The sequence below is a fragment of the Paenibacillus pedocola genome (genome assembly GCF_031599675.1).
GTDB lineage: Bacteria > Bacillota > Bacilli > Paenibacillales > Paenibacillaceae > Paenibacillus_AQ > Paenibacillus_AQ pedocola.
This window is the reverse complement of sequence record NZ_CP134223.1, coordinates 3,671,239-3,688,723: the sequence shown is the minus strand read 5'-3', so window position 1 is coordinate 3,688,723 and position 17,485 is coordinate 3,671,239. Positions and strand designations below refer to the sequence as shown.

Sequence of the window (17,485 nt, the reverse complement as noted above, 5' to 3'; positions counted from 1 at the left end):
ATAATGAGCAAAGTGAATTTGAACACCCCCGAAGTTCCGGTCCGCGAGCTACGTCTGGGGTCGATTACCGGTTTCTCCGGCACCGCTGCCGGGTTGGTAAGCTGTTCGAACGCCGGTGGCTTAAAGGACGGTACCCGCTCCTTCAGCCAGTGCATGGGCTGCAGCTCGGGCAATGCTTTTTGCCAGCTGTCGATGATTACGGACGCCGCGATGGTGAACCATGCTCCGGTGGGCTGCGCCGGGGATTTCTTCGGCTTTAATTTTGTCTACCGGGTCGGACAGATGGAGCGTGATCTTCCACCGGTTATCGGCAGATATTTCAATACGAATCTTGAAGAGATGGACACGGTATTCGGTGGAGCCCGCAAGCTGGAGGCTACAATCAGACTGGCTTTTGAACGTGCCAAGCCGAAGGCGATATTTGTAACTACTTCCTGCGCTTCCGGGATTATCGGTGATGATGTGGAGGGAGTAACGAATAAACTGACCCTGGAGCTTGGTATTCCTGTTGTCACCTGCTTCTGCGAGGGCTTCAAATCGAAGATCTGGACCTCAGGTTTCGATTCAGCTTACCATTCCATTGTCCGTAAAATCGTTAAGCCGCCGGAAAAGAAAACGAACAAGGTCAATATCATCAACTTCTGGGGCAGCGATGTCTTCTCCGGCCTGCTGAACAAGCTGGGCTACGAGGCTGATTATATCGTGCCATTCTCCACCGTTGCCCAGCTGGAGACCATTTCTGAAGCGGCGGCGACCATCCAGATCTGCCCTACCCTCGGGACCTATCTCGGCGCGGCACTGGAGCAGGTCTATGATGTTCCGGAGATCAAGGCACCGATTGCTTACGGGCTGGCCGGAACCGATGCCTGGATGCGTGAGCTGGGCCGGGTGCTGGACCGTAAAGACGAGATTGAGGAGATCATCGCTGTGGAAAAGGCAGCGGTGCTGCCGAAGCTGGAGGAATACAGAGAAAAGTTAACGGGAACCACCTGCTACCTTACCGCCGGCTCCGCGCACGGCCATGCACTGATTGCGCTGTTGCGCGAGCTGGGCATAGACGTACAGGGGGCGGCGATTTTTCATCATGACCCTGTCTATGACAACGGCGATCTGGCAGCGGATATGCTGGATCATACGGTCAAAACGTACGGGGATGTTCCCAATTACAACGTCTGCAATAAGCAGGCCTACGAGCTGGCGAATATCCTGAACCGGGTTCGTCCCGATCTGATGATCGCCCGTCATGGCGGGATGACGCATTGGGGGGCTAAGCTCGGCATTCCGACGCTGCTGATCGGCGATGAGCATTTCAGCTGGGGATATCAGGGACTGCTGAATTATGCGGAGCGTATTCTGGAGACGCTGGACAACCGGGAATTCGTAACGAATCTCGCCAAGCACAGCACGATGCCCTACACCAAATGGTGGATGGAGCAGGAGCCGTATACTTTCCTGGGAGGCAACGTCCATGTCGAAGCTTATTGAACAGCCACGTTATTCCTGCGCCCTCGGCGTGCAGCAGTCGGTGATTGCCATCCACCGCGCAGTGCCGGTAGTTCATGCCGGTCCGGGCTGCAGCACGAAGATTCATGGTTTTCTGGGTCAGGGGGAGGGGTACGCAGGTGGCAGCACCATTCCTTGCACGAATTCAAGTGAAGCGGAAATTGTCTTCGGCGGTGAAGGGAAATTGCGCAGTGTGATCGACGGTGCCTTTAAGGTCATCGATGCCGATCTGTATGTGGTGCTGACCGGCTGTACCTCCGATATCGTCGGTGATAATGTCGGCCAGGTGACCCGGGATTTTCAGGTACTGGATAAGCCGCTGGTCTATGTGGAAACCGGCGGTTTCAAGAGCAATAACTATGTCAGCCATGATCTGGTGATCAAAGCAATTGTGGAACAGTATGTCGACAAGTACGCTGAGGAGAAGGAGGACATCATTCCAGGGCTTGTGAATGTATTCGCCTCCGTGCCATATCAAGATCCGTACTGGATCGGGAATCTGCAGGAACTGAAGCGAATCCTGACAGGTCTCGGGCTCAAGCCCAATGTGCTGTTTGGACCGGAGTCCGGCGGCGTGACTGAGTGGCTAAGCATTCCCCGGGCGGAATTCAATATCGTGGTGTCGGCATGGCCAGGACTGAAAAGTGCGGAGTTGCTGAAGAAGAAATACGGCACGCCGTATTACCATTTCCCCTATCTGCCGGTCGGCGGGATTGAAACGGGCCGTTTCCTCCGAGAAGTGGCGGAATTCAGCAGTCTGGACAAAGAGCAGGCGGAGGCTTTTATACTAGACGAGGAACGAAAGTTCTATGCCCACATTGAGCGGACTGCTGACTTCATGCTCGAATTCCGCTATGGATTGCCGCGTGTATTCTATACCATGCTGGATGCAACCTATGCCGTTGGTTTCTCCAAATATTTGCTGAATGAGCTGGGGATTCTCCCGGCGGAGACGCAATATGTCGTGGACAATACTCCAGAGGAATACCGCGCGGCTATCGTGGAGCAGTTCAGCCACATTTCCTCCAGGCGTTCAGCCAAAGTGGAGTTTGTAGAGGATGGTGGAGCCATCCAGGAGGAGATCTGGGCAAGCAGGCCGAAGCAGCGTGCACTGATTCTGGGCAGCGGCTGGGAGCGTGATCTGGCTGCGGAGCTGGGTGCCGATCTGCTACCGGTCAGTGTGCCGGTTACCTACCGGCTCATTCTGAACGGTGGGTATGCCGGTTATAACGGCGGCCTAAGGCTGATTGAGGATATTTATGACCGGGTGCTGGGGACATACCGCTAACGTGAGTGGAAACCTTCATACTGGCTATTGGTTGAAGCCACCAAAAAAGGACAGCTGAGAGCTGTCCTTTTAGCGGTTTATTCCATCTATTTGAACAACTCTATCGCCAGTTAACCCTGTTTATAAATCTCGCGCATGACATGGCGGAGCTCAGGAAGGATCAGCCGGCTCATGGCCAGCTTGACCGCTCCGGTGGAGCCGGGCATCGAGAAAATAGCCGTGCTGCCGATAGTGCCGGCAATGGCCCGGCTTAGAATGGCGGCGGAGCCGATGTCTTCTGTGAAGCTGAGCAGGCGGAATATTTCACCGAAGCCCGGCAGCGATTTGTCCAGCAGGGAGGCAACGGCCTCATAGGTGGTGTCGCGGGGAGATATTCCCGTACCGCCGGTCAGCAGCACGGCTTCGATTCCGGAATGGACGGAGCTTTTGTAGATCAGCTCGCGGATCTCTTCATAGTCATCTTTAACGATCTTGCGGCCCACAACCTGATAGCCAGCCTCTTCCAGCATGGAAGCGATCAACGCTCCTCCGGTATCAGTTTCCATCGTTCTTGTGTCCGAGACCGTAATAATATAACAGGATACCGTTTGCGGTGCTTCGCGGCGGTGTTCATCAACGGATGACATGGGACCACTCCTTATAAGTCATTTTACCCTCATAATAGGTGATGAAGAGAGCAAAGACAAGCCGGGGGCATCAGAGGGCGGGGGCAAGTCCTCCGCAGCTGCTCCTTGCTTGTGTATACATATTTGTAGTAAACTCGCTACCATAACGGTATTTTTGGGGAGCGATGAAACATGAAACAGGCATTGCCGGTATACATATTATCAGGATTTCTGGGCAGCGGCAAAACAACCTTACTGCAGCGGCTGCTGGACCACTGGAAAGCCCAGGGTCTGCGCCCGGCAGTGGTGATGAACGAATTAGGGGAAGTTAATCTGGACGGGCTTCTGGTAGAGCAATCGGTTCCTATGGCAGAGATGCTCGGCGGCTGTATCTGCTGCACCAGCCGCGGCGACCTCAGCACAGAGCTGACAACGCTGGTGAAGAAAGAATCACCGGATGTTGTGGTCATTGAAGCCACTGGTGCTGCGAATCCGCTGGAAATCGTCGATGCGGTTACTGAAACCTCACTCTATCAGCTGGTGGAGCTGAAAGGTCTGATTACTGTCGTCGATGCTGCGCATCTGCTTGAGCTGTACCGCTCACAGCAGGGTTCAACCTACCGGTTGATGCAGGAGCAGATCCGCTGCGCATCCGTGCTTATTTTGAATAAGACGGACCGGGTCACAGCTGAAGAAGCTGTAGAGATATCGGATGTGCTGCGCAAATGGAATGCTTATGCGGAAATTTTGCCGGCAGTGCGCTGCGGTCTGGAACCGGAAATTTTACTGGGAAGCCTTGGCGGGGTACATCTGGAAGGCCGGGACGATGAGGAAGCAGAGGAAGGGATTAGGGAGGGCGGAGAGTCTGTCCAAGGGACTGCGGATCACACGGTTCATGCCCACCCTACCCATGATCATGTTATGGCCTATACCCATTATTTTAAGCGTGCCGTAAACAGTGAGGAATTCGAGCAGTTCGTTAAAGAGCTGCCGCGTGATGTATACCGGGCCAAAGGGATTGTTACGTTCAGCGACACTTCGAGCCGGTTTTTGTTCCAATATGCTTATAGAGAAGCTGATTTCATGAAAATCACCCCCCAGGGTGAGGTGCCTGACGTAGCGGTATTTATCGGGGAGCACTTCTCGTCCGGTGAGCTGCGCACTCAGCTTCTACAGCTGGAGAAGCGCACACTGATCCGGCCGGGCACCGTCCGGAGAAGCCTGTAATACAGGCTTCCTATGTCCAGGATAAGGACTACATCCGTAAGGCTCTTGCAGCCCAGGCAATAATCCTTATTACGGTCAGCACATCCGGTCCTGCCTGAGTCGCTTGGTTCGTTCTTTATCTTGCAGGTTAATACATAGGCATAACCTATAATGATTGCAGGAGGTATAAGGCTATGACCCGAATTCAATATCAGGAATGCATTGACGCATGTATCAAATCTATGAATGCCTGTAACTATAGCTATGTCTCAAGCCTGAAAGAATATGATCTTGCTACCCTGCGGGAGAGCATCCGTCTTGACCGGGAATGTGCGGATATTTGTTCTTTTGCCATCCAGGCAATGACCCGTCAAAGTCCGTTCGTGGTTGAAATCCTGCGCCTGTGCGCGGAAATCTGCGAACGCTGTGCCGATGAGAGCAGCAGGCATAAGCAAACACACTGTCAGGAGTGCATTGATGCCTGCCGCAGTGCTGCAATGGCTTGCCGCCTGATTAGCGGTGCCGTAGAGGTATACGCTTAATACAGTGAACTGATAAAGGCTATACAAAGCCAGAGCCGCCTTCGGTAAAGTGACTGAAGCGATTCTGGCTTTTTTGTTTGGATTCGTCAGTCAAACTCTCAGCTCCAAGAGGAAAGCAAGGGTAATCCGGCGAATAGTTTAAGAAGTAAATGAGGCGGCTTCTGCTGCCGCTTCTATCATCATGAAATTTGCAGGTAAGCTTATCTCTGAGGGGGAGTCAGCGGAATGACACTTCAACAGCAGCACTTGTTACATTTATCCGGGGCAACCAAGCTGTATAATGGTCACCCGGTTCTAAATGATATATCCATGACAATAGATACCGGAACAGCCACAGCTCTAATCGGACGCAACGGCTCAGGCAAAAGCACGCTGCTTGCGATTCTAGCCGGGCTGCTCAAACTTTCTTCCGGAAGCCTGCTCCCGGCGAAACAGAAGCTAAGAATTAGTTATGCGCCTGAGGCGTTTCCCGGGCTCAAGATGTCAGCGGAAGAGTATTTAAATAGCATGGGCCGGATTAGCGGAATGTCAGCGGCGCTGCTTAAGAATAAGATTGTTCAGCTGCTTGAGGCTTTTCAGCTTACGCCGTTTCGTAAACAGGCCATGACAGGGTACTCCAAGGGCATGCTCCAAAAGGTGAATCTGATTCAGAGCCTGCTTGGTGAGCCGGAGCTGCTGCTGCTGGATGAACCTTTGTCCGGACTTGATCTCCCGGCACAGCATACGCTTATAGAACTCCTGAAGGAATTGAAATGCAGCGGTACAGCCCTCGTCTTCTCCGTCCATGAACCATTCTGTGTAGAAGCTCTGGATGCCGGAGTACATGTGCTTCAGGCGGGCAGGACACTGATGATAACAGATGCAGGGAAGCTTCGGGATAAGCCTTCATCATACATATTAAGCACAGCGTTTACGCAACAGGCACATACAGCAATGACAGAACTAACCGGCTATATTTCCTCCCAGTACGTTCATCATCGCTACACTGGAGAAGAGTGTATGGAATGGGAAGTGGAAACTGCCTGGACGGACGAATTCTTGCGTCATATCCTGGACTTGGGCGGATCGGTGCTATCGCTGGAACAACGCAGCGGAAAGTGCGGACTTGAACAGTGGATGGATCCAAAACAGAGCGGGGAGGCCACCGCATGATGAGACCGCTTATCACCTATATGCTGAAGAGTTATACGTCATCGCAGCGGTATTTTGCACCAGTAGCCTCCATTGTAATCTCCGTGCTCTTTCTCTATACCTATAAGCCTAATCCGGTAATGAGCAGCTATGCGGCTACCGCCGTCATTCTGTTTATCGGCTGTGCCTGGATGGGACTCAGCTTTCTTAACCATGAACAGGCGGTGCAGCGGCAGGTAACCATTGTTCATTTGCGGAGTAGCGTGAAATATGGTCTGGGAGGGATACTGACGCTTGCTTTGCTTACACTGGTGCTGGCACTGCTGACGGTTGTTTATCCGGTTATGACCGGGAGCTTCGCTCAGCCTGCCGGGCTTTACCACATGACACTGGCTCTTGCCGGGCATATGCTGCTGGGCATGCTCGGTATATCCATTGCCCTCTATTTACAGACTTCCTGGGTTCCCAAAAGCAGCTATGCTATTGGAATTCTCTTGATTATTCTGATTGTGTCCGTCGGCGGCAAGAAGCTGGAAGAGCTCATTCCAGGTCCGGTGGTACCTGTGTTCTTACCTCCGGCAGCACCGATGATGAATGCGCTAATGAACGCGGACGAGCTGTCCTTTATGAGTCTGCTTGGCTCTTTTGCCCATGTTCTGGTGTACATTATACTGTTGTGCGGGTTTTATTTGTACCGCTCGGGCCACATGGATTACGGTAAGAATTTATGAGACAATAAAAATATACAGATAAAGAAGGGGAGGAAAGATGAAGGATACACAACTACCGGAGAGTGAACAATCCAAAGAGCTATTTGCTTATTTCGGACTGGCAGTCTATTATTGTCAGGCTCTGGAACAGCAGTTGACCAACCTGCTGCTGCTCACGAAGCTGTCTCAGGGGAAAACGCCTACAGAAGCGGATCTCTCAGATTTGTATCAGCGCAAACTCAGCAATTCACTCGGCCAGCTCATCAAAGAAATCCAGCATCATTTTCCATTCTCGGAAGAAGAGACGAACCAGCTGCAGGCCGTATGGAAGCAGCGCAACCACATCGTTCATGACTATTTCAAGGAGCGTATCCAGGAGACCTTTACTCCGGGGGGCAGGGCGCATATGATCCGCGAGCTGAAAAGATTTAAGAACAAGGCCAGCAGACTGGAAATTAAATTGCAGGGGTATTGCACGGAGATGTATACGAAACTGGGGCTGGAAGAGGAGCGGTTTATTGAATGAAGGGAATATTAAGCGGATTCTCTTTACAGGCATCGGACGTATAGCTAGAATAGCCATTTAAGAAGATATGGATATACATAACGTCCATTAGAGACTCTCTATACACAGATTATCTGTGTATAGAGAGTCTCTTTGTTTATAGAATAATTACCATAATCTATGCTTGTACATTGCACAGGTCACTTACCGCATCCGACAACTCCTGAAGACCGCAGCCTTGGATGACTTCAGGTGAAAAAGCTACGCTGACCGCTCTGTTACAGCGGGCCAGCGATGCGATAGCATCAGCGATCACCGGAATCATTTCGGCGGTAAGGGTTTCGCCGGGCTCCCACCACCAGCTGTTGATCGACAGAACACCGTTTTTCCGGTTCATTACCGGCTCAAATCTGGCCGCAAAACGGTCGCCGCAGAGCAGAGGCAGCACATAATAGCCGAATTCCCGTTCTGCTGCAGGTTTGTATACCTCCCAGCGGTAATGGAACCCGAACAGCTGCCGGATCAGCTCTCTGTCCCACAGCAGATTATCAAGCGGAGCCAGCGCAGCCGCGAACGTGCCTCCATTCTTGGCTCCGGCCGGGTTATCGGCTCCTTCTGCTTCCCGCAGCAGCACAGCTTCAAGCTCCGGTGCATCTTGACTCCGCATATACAGCGGAAGCTTAAGACCCTCTACATATACCTCACGTATACTGTCATTCAGCAGCAGGCGCTGTACAGCCGCAGTCCGCTCCTTGCTCTTCAGGCCGGAAATACCGAGCCAGCCGTCACCGGATTTATTCCATTGCAGCCCGATACTGCCGATACGCCGCAGCACATACCAGTCATTATATTGCTCTTGTGTGGGATTAGGCTCATCGGCGTTTAGAATACGTTCCGGCAGCAGATTGGCGGTGAAGTCGTAATAACGGCGGGTATGTACACGGTGGTGTACGGAAACTTCGCCCCGGAAATACATCGTTTCCAATGCAGCCCGTGTGATTCTGGCCGGGGCCCAGGCCCAGTTCATTTTCTCTTTCCCTTCCAGATCCAGAGAAGACAGCGGCCCGCGCTCGATTAGCGCTTCCCGTACTTGCATTATCGTCTTCAGCAGAACTTCATTTCCATGTTGCCGCGCTAACGCCTGGTCTCTTAACCGGCGAAAATAGGGCCAGTCCTCTGTGCAGTAGATCGACATATTCTTGTCCCAGCCGTCGTACAGTATTCTGTCTGTGTACAGCAGTTCATTCGCCAGCCCGGGGACAAAACCCGGAACACGTGCCTGAAGCACAAGCTCATGATTATGTCCGGCAATGCTGAGCGGATCATATTGAATACAGCCAACATGACGGACATACTCAACGATACTCTGCTTACCGCCAGGAAGACCACCAGGAACCAGACGCTGGTGATGCAGCAAAAACATCCGGGCCTGCTGCTTGCTCAGTCTATAGGTAATCACATTAGTTTCCTCCGTTCATTTATGTATTGTTTACCATTATATAGAACAAATGTTCCATCTTCAATGTAATTCTTCTGCAACAACGGGCGGGGCATGATTAGGTTCGCTTCTCTTCAAAAAAGACAGTAAAAAAGACAGTCCTCATTAACTGAGGACTGTCTTTTTTGGATTCCAAGCTATGGGCAGTGTGACTTACCCTTGCTTAAGTGAAGGCTGCAGTACCGCAGCTTCGGAAGGCTCTGCAAACACAGCTGGAGTTTCCGCTGCACCCGCAGCGCCGGCCCCGAGCTGGAGCTGATACATCCGGAAGTAGCGGCCTCCCAGCGCCATCAGTTCATCATGGCTGCCGCGCTCGACGATCTCTCCGTGGTGCAGCACCAGAATCTGGTCTGCGCTGCGGATGGTCGACAGGCGGTGGGCGATGATAAAGGTGGTGCGGCCTTTCTTAAGCACCTCCAGCGCTTCCTGAATAATACTCTCCGTTTCAGTATCGATATTGGAGGTCGCCTCATCCAGAATAAGAATCGCCGGATCGAACGAAAGTGCCCGGGCGAAGGAGATCAGCTGGCGCTGGCCGGCGGAAAGTGTACTGCCTTTCTCTACTACCGGTTCATCGAAGCCGAGCGGCAGATGGGACAGCAGTTTATCCGCGCCGACTTCACGCAGCGCCCGTTCTACCCGCTCCCGGCTGATGCGTTCATCCCCGAGACTGACATTGGAAGCGATGGTGCCGGTGAAGAGATACGGGTCCTGAAGCACGATCCCCATGTGGCTGCGCAGCCACTGCTTGGGAATGGAGGTAACCTCCTGGCCGTCAATCGTGATTGTACCCCGCTGCGGATCATAGAAGCGGAACAGCAGATTGATGATCGAGCTTTTTCCCGAACCGGTGTGGCCGACCAAGGCTACCGTTTCACCCGGACGCGCTTCAAAGGATATATCACGCAGGACGAAGTCTTTTTTGTAGGCGAAGGAGACGTTATTGAACACCACATTGCCCTTGTAGCGCGGCATCGTACCGTCTGTAACCGGCTCACCCGGCTCATCCATCAGTGTAAATACGCGGCCTGCGGAGACCATGGAGCTATCCAGGTTCGCAAGCTGGTTCACCATACCGGTAATCGGCTGGAACATCCGTCCGAGCACATCGACAAAAGCATAGAGGACGCCAAGCGACACGAAAGTGGAGCCGCTTAGACTGCCGAATCCGAAATACCACAGCACCAGCACAAAGGAGAGATTACGCAGTGAATTCACGAGATTGTGGGAGGTGAGGGCATTCAGATTAAGCATTTTATTCTGATATTTCATATAATCATCGTTGAGATGCTCGAATTCTTCGCGGCTCTGCTTCTGGCGGCGGAAAATCCGGATGATCGACATTCCTTGGATCGACTCGTTAATAATGGCATTGATTTCACTCAGCCTTGAACGGATGATCGTATTGTATTTAGTCGCTACTTTACGGTACAGCACGATCCACAGTACAATAATTGGCACAATGAACAAGCTGATCAGGCCAAGCCGCACATCGAGCAGGAACAGGGCAACATACACACCAATGATATTAATAATGCCTGTGCTGAAATTGGATAGTACTGCAATAAACAGGTCTTTCACTGCTTCCGTGTCATTGGTGACCCGGGAGACGACCTTGCCCGCAGGCAGATTGTCAAAAAAGTATACCGGAAGCCGCTGGATATGAGCGTATACGTCGGTCCGCAGCTTGCGGATCACCTGATTGGCTGACGATTGCAGCCAGTAGGTTTTGCCGAATTCGGCCAGAATTGAAATGACCAGGAAGATGGCATACAGCCCAACCAGCTCATAAATCCCCGGAAATTCAGGCTTATAAAAAGCAAATAATTCGTCTGCGGACAGCTTTACGGCCGGATAGACGGAGATTTGATCCCCGTACTTGATCTGCAGCTCCCCATCCTTGAAGGAACGGTCCCCTTCGGGCTGGCTGACTGCTTCATTGATGAAATAGAAGCTCTTGCCTACCTGCAGCAGGCGGATCTCCTGGCCTTTGGCTTCATCCCCGGTAAATCGGTCGCCGCGTTTATAGAAGTTATTCTTATATTCAGCCGCATCTTCGGAAGAGGAGGTCTGAAAGTATGGCTTCTCAATCCCGAGCAGATGGTTGTCGATCATGTTCTTGGCGATAAAAGGACCCGCCAGCTCAGCCGCTACGCCGATGGTCAGCAGCAGAAGCGCTGCGATGAAGGTTTTTTTGGCAGTCAGTGCGTACTGCAGCAGACGTTTGCCTGTACTCTGTGTCAACGGTGACACCTCCCTATATGTTATTCATGAATTAGTCCAGATTGTTCTCCACCTGCTGGCGGTCAAACTGCTCACGGTACCATCCGTTCATGGCCAGCAGCTCCTGATGTGTTCCGCGTTCAATAATATGCCCGTTATCCAGCACGACGATCAGATCGGCATGCTCAACAGCAGAGAGGCGGTGGGTGGAGATCAGTGTGGTTTTGCCGGCGCGTTCCTCGCGGATATTCCCGATAATCCGGGCTTCGGTACGCGCATCAACGGCAGACAGCGCATCGTCCAGAATCAGAATGTCCGGATTCGCGATGAACGCTCTGGAGATGGAGACGCGCTGCTTCTGTCCTCCGGAGAGGGAGACGCCGCGTTCGCCGACCAGTGTATCCAGACCGTCAGACAAGGTGCCCAGGTCATTCTGGAAGGCGGCTGCAGTGATCGCTTGCATAATCAGTTCATCACTGGCGTTATGGTGGCCGAACTGGATGTTCTCACGCACCGACTTGGAGAAGAGGATCTGCTCCTGCGGCACATAGCCCATCCAGCTGTGCAATTGATCAAGCGCGATGTTCTGAATAGGAACATCGGAGATCCTGATTTCACCTTGGCCGGCCGGATACTCATGCAGCAGCTGCTTCAGCAGCGTCGATTTACCGCTGCCGGTGCGGCCGACTACACCCAGTGTCTGCCCCTGGGACAGAGAGAAGCTCACTCCGCTGAGATTATCGACGGTTGAAGTCGGATAGCGGAAGGTTACATCTTTTAGTTCAATACTGGTAGGCTGGGCCACCGGAACCGGCTGGGCGACATCTTCCACATCCGGACGGGTGTTCGTGGTTTCATCGATCCGCTCAAGTGAAGCGCCGCCCCGCTGCATAATATTGATCAGCTCACCGATGGCGAACATCGGCCAGACGATCATCCCGAGGTACATATTGAAGGAGACAAGGTCACCAAGTGTAATTTGATTACGGAAGACAAGATAGATTCCATAAGTGAGGGCAATTATGTAGCTCAGTCCTACGCAGAAGCGGATAGTCGGCTCAAAGAAGGCATCGACCCGTGCCACCGCCATATTTTTGCGGTATACATCATCCGTAATGTCGGCAAAACGTTTCTCATCAAGTCTTTCCTGCACATAAGCACGGATTACGCGCACCCCGGATACCGATTCCAGCACCTGGTCGTTCATGTCACCGAAGGCATCCTGTGCCAGGCTGTAGCGGTCGTGGATAGCCTTGCCGTAGAAAATCATCGCAACCGCGATCAGCGGAAGCGGCAGAACCGCCGCAAGCGTCAGCTTCCAGCTGACCAGAAATCCCATCGCCAGCAGCACCACGGACAGGTAGACCGTTGAGTCCACCAGCGTCAGCATACCGAAGCCGACGGTTGTGGCTACAGCGCGGATGTCATTGGTTGCCCGGGCCATAAGGTCACCGGTACGGTTTTTTTCGAAGAAGGAGGGAGTCATCGTCATCAGATGGTTCATGAACCGGGAGCGCAGCAGGCGTTCCACCAGGTTGGAGCCTCCGAACAGCTTGTGCATCCAGATGTAAGTGATCCAGTAAATAATGAGCATCATTAGAACGATAAGTCCGATGTATTTCATCAAGGAACCTGAGGTGATCGAACCGCGTACAATTTCATCGATGGCATTGCCAAGCAGACGAGGGGGCAGCAGTTCCAATACACCAACTACAATTAATAGAATAAGGCCAACAGAATAGCGCCTTTTTTCCCGGCGGAAAAACCAGCCGAGATCGCGGAGTACGGAGAACAAGGGGAATCCCTTCCTTTCGTGTTAAGGTGTTTTGTCGGTTTCATTGCGTGCTTTCGAATCTGGTCAATAGTGGACAGCTCTTTAACAGCATACAAAAAGGCATATCCTCCGCTAAACGGATGATATGCCTGTAAGATACAGCGATTATCATGTCCACGGTGCTATAATGCAGCACATAAGACATGGAAGAGATTAGCCTGACTGAAATCAAGTACGGCCGTGCGCATGATTCAGTGGGTTTCCACTACTTGGGCTGCTTCGGTATGCTGTTGTGTGTAGTTGCCGACAATGTTATTAAAATCAACTGGTACAATGGTCAACACCGCGCTCACCCTTTCATTGTTTTTTGGTAATAACTTGAAGACGCTTCGTTATGTTCCGAGTTTATCACCAGTATCTAACGGATGTCAAACATAATTTTGAACAAATTACGAATAAGCAGTATGATAAAATAGAGCGGATGATTTGGATTACCGCCATCTTTTAAGTATGATAAGAAGAAACGGAGGTGCATCAAGAAGGATGGATATGGTCATTAGTCCGGAAGCCGCTGCCTGGTTCAAGAAGGAGCTTACGCTGCAGACAGGCGATTACATCCGTTTATTTCCGCGTTACAGCTCAGGCGGAGGGCTGCATCCCGGTTTTTCGCTGGGAATCGCTACTGAAGCGCCTGCGCGTCCTGCCACACAGGTAGAGCAGGAAGGCATTGTTTTCTATATGGAGGAGCAGGATCTCTGGTACATGGAAGGTTATAGCTTATCGATCATCTATGTCGAAGCTGAAGATGATATTGAGTATAAGTATATTCCTCTGCCAGTGGCCGGTAATGTTTCGCAAGTATGAGGCTGAAATCCTAGTCTGACACAAAAAGCCCTTGCCAAGAGGCAGGGGCTTTTTGTGCAGGAAAAAGAACCGGTAAGGCTGCCTTGCCGCATTCGGGGGCAGCATCATTGTGAACGGTGAAAGGTTTCTTCCTCCATTGCAAAATCAAAATCGTCAATGTCATACACCTGTACCGGGATTCCGCCTTCGATGATGCGCTGGATCAGCTCGAATTGGTCGGTCAGAATCGGTACCTTCTCCCGCTGTGAAGTTAGCAGCAGTTCGGTCTCGATCGGGTCGAACAGCTCTCCGTAAGCCGCATTGTCAATGCTGTTGATGATCGTAATCTGCGCTTGCCCGCCGAGCAGAATGCCCGAGCTTTTCGCCCAGGGAACAGACAGGCAACGGTTAATCTTCTTGGAATTGAGCGGCTCCTCAAAATAAGCGATCAATTCACGGATCTTGAGTTTGACGTGCAAATCATCGTCTGCCCGGTTCATGAGCGGTTCTTCGCTGTCCCGCAGTTCATATAATTCCATTACGGTCGTATAGGGCACAATATATTCCACAGGGCTTTGCGGTACGAGAAGCTGGCCGTAGATCGCCATCATGACGGCTTCCGTCACAAATTGTCTAGACATCATTATCCTCCTGAAGTTCGGGTACTGCAATCGTACTTATGGACTTAAAAATATAAAAACACTGTAGAGCGGAAATGTCAACAGTATCCAAGCGTGCTTGGGAAAAGAAAGGGCGTAACCTTTTGTGAAGCAATGGAAATCTTATTATACTTTTGTCCGTCCTTATATGAAATGGATAGTGCTGACGCTGATTATCGGCATGATCAAATTCAGTATTCCGCTGACCTTGCCGATGATTCTGAAATATGTGGTTGATGATTTGCTGACGAATTCAGCATTAACTGTCCCGGAGCGGGTGTCGAAGCTGATGATTGTACTCAGCGGCGCATTTGTGCTGTTTGTCCTTGTCAGAGGGCCGGTAGAATATTACCGCCAATATTTTGCCCAGCTGATCACCAGCAGAGTGCTGTTCGACATGCGCAATAAGCTGTACAGTCATTTGCAGCGCCTGTCATTGCGGTATTATCAGAATACGAAAGTCGGCGAAGCGATCTCCCGGTTCATTAATGACGTGGAGCAGTCCAAAAACCTTGTCGAAGTCGGAATGATGAATGTGTGGCTGGATATGTTTACGCTTGTCATCGCGCTGGCATTCATGTTCTACCTCAATCCGGTTTTGGCTCTCGTATCCATTGCGGTTCTGCCGCTTTACGGCATTGCTGTAAACACCTTATACAAACGCCTGAAAGTGCTGACCAAGGACCGGTCACAGGCACTGGCAGCCATTCAGGGATATCTGCATGAACGGATTCAGGGCATTGCCATTATCCGCAGCTTTACCATGGAACGTGTGGATCAGAACCAGTTCGAGGGCATCAACGGTAAATTTCTGGAAAAAGCAATGGCCCAGACCCGCTGGAACGCGGTAACCTTCGCTATTATCAATACGCTGACAGACTTGGCCCCGCTGCTGGTCATCGGATACGGCGGTTACCAGGTCATCCACGGAAATCTGACTCTTGGCACCTTTGTCGCTTTCTTTGGCTATCTCGACCGGATGTATGCGCCGCTGCGGCGGCTGATCAACTCGTCAACGGTCCTGACCCAGGCTTCGGCATCACTGGAGCGGGTTATGGAGCTGCTGGAGGAGCCTTACGATATTGTTGATCAGCCGGGGGCGAAGCCGCTTAAGAATGCAGCAGGAGCAATTGATTTTGACCAGGTATGGTTCAAATACAACGATGAGCACGATTGGGTGCTGAAGGGGATCAACCTAAGTATCCGTCCGGGACAGACGGTTGCTTTTGTCGGTATGAGCGGTGGAGGCAAGTCTTCGCTGATCAGCCTGATTCCCCGTTTTTATGACATCACTGAGGGACGCCTGCTGATGGACGGGCAGGATATCAGAGGGTTGACCCAGGAGAGCCTGCGGCGGACAGTGGGGATGGTGCTCCAGGATAATTTCCTGTTTAGCGGTTCAGTACGCGATAATATTCTGTTCGGGAATCCTGACGCGAGTGAAGCAGAGATCATCTTTGCAGCACAGGCGGCTAATGCCCATGATTTCATTATGCAGCTGCCTGACGGTTATGACACAGAGGTCGGGGAGCGGGGAGTGAAGCTCTCGGGGGGGCAAAAGCAGCGTGTGGCAATCGCCAGAGTCTTCCTAAAAGACCCGAAGGTGCTGATCCTGGACGAAGCAACCTCGGCGCTGGATCTGGAATCAGAGCATCTGATACAGCAGTCGCTGCAGTCGCTTTCCTCGGAACGTACAACGCTGATCGTTGCTCACCGGCTGTCGACCATCACTCACGCGGATCAGATCGTGGTTCTGGAGAACGGGGAAATCACTGAACGCGGAACGCATGAAGGGCTGATGGCTCTGGAGGGCAGCTATGCCCGGTTATTCAATGTCCAGCGGCTGGATGGCTGACAGCAAAGTTGACAACTATAGACAGCCTTAAAGAATAGAGCAAATGGTAATAATAAGCGGTTCCTCAAGAGTCCTTGGGGAGCCGTTTTTGGTTGCATTTATACTTTGGTTACAGTAAAGTGTAACTATAACATTTGACTGTAACTTAAGCAGAGAGGAGCTGGGAGGAATGAATACCTATACCGGCAAACAGCTGGCGGAACTGCTGCAGCAGGAAGAACCGGCTATGAACCTGAGAACCGTGCGGTACTACACACAGATCGGACTGCTGCCTGCGCTGGAGCTTGCCGGAAATAAGCGTGTATATACAGACCGTCATCTGATGCATCTGCGGGCTATTCTAACCTTGTCCAAGAGCGGGGAGAGTCTGGCAGAGATTCAATCCAAGCTGGCGGAGTTGTCAGAGGAAGAGGTAGCGAAGATTGGCGGACGTCTGAGATTTTTTCAGCCTGAGCAGATTCTGTCGGGTGAGACGCTGGTGGTCAGTGAAGATGTGATGCTGACAGTAAGTTCGCGTATCACACCGGAGCTCAGGTTAGAGCTTAAGGAAACGATCGCCAGAATGCTAAAGGAGGGCCAATAGGATGATTAAAGCGCGTTTTGCCAAATCAGCTATCGAGAATGAAGAGGGTCTGAATCACTTGTGGATTCAAATCGGTCCGCTGGAGGCAGTGGAGCATGCTGAGGTCAGGCTGCAGCTTCCGGCCGGTGTCTACCAAGGGCAAGCCTGTGGTGGCTCTCTGAAAGAAAACTCTGAGGGATTTACTCTACTTGAGCCAGCCCGGGTGAATGAATGGCTCGTGGAGATATATACGCGGCACCCGATAGACTGCGGATGGGTAAGTCTCGGGATCACTGTCACTTATACAAATCAGCATAGCTGTGAGCTGAGCGAGGGGCTTATGGTCCCGCTAAGCATCGTTGAAGCAGAAAGTGCAGAGGCGGAGGAGATTCATCTTGACGAAGAAGTCGTCTGTAAAGTAAAGGAGGCTGTGTGGTCTCCGACGGATTTGGTGACGCCATCAGGCAATCCCGGTTTTCTCGACTGTACTCCGTCCAAGCAAATTGTATATGACCCGAACTACCGTTCTGAGCTGGAGAAACAGTACCGGGTAGAAGGCGGGGATTACTGATACAGAGTTA

The 17,485-nt window shown here is 51.8% G+C and carries 16 protein-coding genes; 11 read left to right on the top strand and 5 right to left on the bottom strand.

The window, feature by feature from the left end; all coding sequences use genetic code 11:
- The first annotated feature begins 3 nt into the window (after positions 1-3).
- Positions 4-1,485 carry a nitrogenase component 1 gene (locus tag QU597_RS16205; protein ID WP_310828945.1) on the top strand — a complete coding sequence of 494 codons (1,482 nt, stop codon included), beginning with the start codon at positions 4-6 and terminating at the stop codon, positions 1,483-1,485.
- Positions 1,469-2,791, top strand: coding sequence for a nitrogenase component 1 (locus QU597_RS16200; RefSeq protein WP_310828944.1), 1,323 nt, complete (start codon positions 1,469-1,471; stop codon positions 2,789-2,791). Before QU597_RS16205 ends, QU597_RS16200 begins: the two co-directional genes overlap by 17 nt.
- A 110-nt stretch (positions 2,792-2,901) precedes the next feature.
- Here the strand turns inward: QU597_RS16200 and QU597_RS16195 are convergent, their stop codons facing one another.
- Positions 2,902-3,417, bottom strand: coding sequence for a MogA/MoaB family molybdenum cofactor biosynthesis protein (locus tag QU597_RS16195; protein WP_310828943.1), 516 nt, complete (start codon positions 3,415-3,417; stop codon positions 2,902-2,904).
- 171 nt (positions 3,418-3,588) lie between these two features.
- Here QU597_RS16195 and QU597_RS16190 point away from each other — a divergent pair, with 171 nt between their 5' ends.
- From QU597_RS16190 to QU597_RS16170, 5 genes are all read left to right on the top strand, one after another.
- Positions 3,589-4,623, top strand: coding sequence for a CobW family GTP-binding protein (locus QU597_RS16190; RefSeq protein ID WP_310828942.1), 1,035 nt, complete (start codon positions 3,589-3,591; stop codon positions 4,621-4,623).
- A gap of 173 nt (positions 4,624-4,796) precedes the next feature.
- Complete coding sequence (locus QU597_RS16185) at positions 4,797-5,144, top strand: four-helix bundle copper-binding protein (protein ID WP_054940934.1); 348 nt, start codon at positions 4,797-4,799, stop codon at positions 5,142-5,144.
- A 225-nt stretch (positions 5,145-5,369) separates the two neighbouring features.
- Complete coding sequence (locus tag QU597_RS16180; protein WP_310828941.1) at positions 5,370-6,296, top strand: ATP-binding cassette domain-containing protein; 927 nt, start codon at positions 5,370-5,372, stop codon at positions 6,294-6,296.
- Complete coding sequence (locus QU597_RS16175; RefSeq protein ID WP_310828940.1) at positions 6,293-7,006, top strand: hypothetical protein; 714 nt, start codon at positions 6,293-6,295, stop codon at positions 7,004-7,006. Before QU597_RS16180 ends, QU597_RS16175 begins: the two co-directional genes overlap by 4 nt.
- Positions 7,007-7,043: 37 nt before the next feature.
- Positions 7,044-7,511, top strand: coding sequence for a hypothetical protein (locus QU597_RS16170; RefSeq protein WP_054940931.1), 468 nt, complete (start codon positions 7,044-7,046; stop codon positions 7,509-7,511).
- 157 nt (positions 7,512-7,668) lie between these two features.
- On the opposite strand, the gene QU597_RS16165 is transcribed toward QU597_RS16170, so the two are convergent.
- From QU597_RS16165 to QU597_RS16155, 3 genes are all read right to left on the bottom strand, one after another.
- On the bottom strand, positions 7,669-8,949 hold the full coding sequence (locus QU597_RS16165; protein WP_310828939.1) for a winged helix-turn-helix domain-containing protein: 1,281 nt from the start codon (positions 8,947-8,949) through the stop codon (positions 7,669-7,671).
- Between the two features lie 192 nt (positions 8,950-9,141).
- On the bottom strand, positions 9,142-11,232 hold the full coding sequence (locus tag QU597_RS16160; protein ID WP_310828938.1) for an ABC transporter ATP-binding protein: 2,091 nt from the start codon (positions 11,230-11,232) through the stop codon (positions 9,142-9,144).
- A gap of 31 nt (positions 11,233-11,263) precedes the next feature.
- The gene (locus tag QU597_RS16155) at positions 11,264-13,006 is read right to left on the bottom strand and encodes an ABC transporter ATP-binding protein (protein WP_310828937.1); all 1,743 of its coding nucleotides are present in this window, start codon (positions 13,004-13,006) and stop codon (positions 11,264-11,266) included.
- Between the two features lie 522 nt (positions 13,007-13,528).
- Here QU597_RS16155 and QU597_RS16150 point away from each other — a divergent pair.
- Positions 13,529-13,849 (top strand): HesB/YadR/YfhF family protein, encoded by a 321-nt coding sequence (locus QU597_RS16150; protein WP_310828936.1) that lies wholly within the window; start codon positions 13,529-13,531, stop codon positions 13,847-13,849.
- A gap of 104 nt (positions 13,850-13,953) precedes the next feature.
- Here the strand turns inward: QU597_RS16150 and QU597_RS16145 are convergent, their stop codons facing one another.
- Positions 13,954-14,469: a hypothetical protein gene (locus QU597_RS16145; protein ID WP_054940926.1), complete on the bottom strand. Its 516-nt coding sequence runs from the start codon at positions 14,467-14,469 to the stop codon at positions 13,954-13,956.
- A 124-nt stretch (positions 14,470-14,593) separates the two neighbouring features.
- On the opposite strand from QU597_RS16145, the gene QU597_RS16140 reads away from it, so the two are divergent.
- From QU597_RS16140 to QU597_RS16130, 3 genes are all read left to right on the top strand, one after another.
- Positions 14,594-16,342 carry an ABC transporter ATP-binding protein gene (locus tag QU597_RS16140; protein WP_310828935.1) on the top strand — a complete coding sequence of 583 codons (1,749 nt, stop codon included), beginning with the start codon at positions 14,594-14,596 and terminating at the stop codon, positions 16,340-16,342.
- Between the two features lie 169 nt (positions 16,343-16,511).
- Complete coding sequence (locus tag QU597_RS16135; protein WP_310828934.1) at positions 16,512-16,925, top strand: MerR family transcriptional regulator; 414 nt, start codon at positions 16,512-16,514, stop codon at positions 16,923-16,925.
- Position 16,926: 1 nt separating this feature from the next.
- Positions 16,927-17,475 (top strand): hypothetical protein, encoded by a 549-nt coding sequence (locus QU597_RS16130; protein WP_206100432.1) that lies wholly within the window; start codon positions 16,927-16,929, stop codon positions 17,473-17,475.
- The last annotated feature ends 10 nt before the right edge of the window (positions 17,476-17,485 follow it).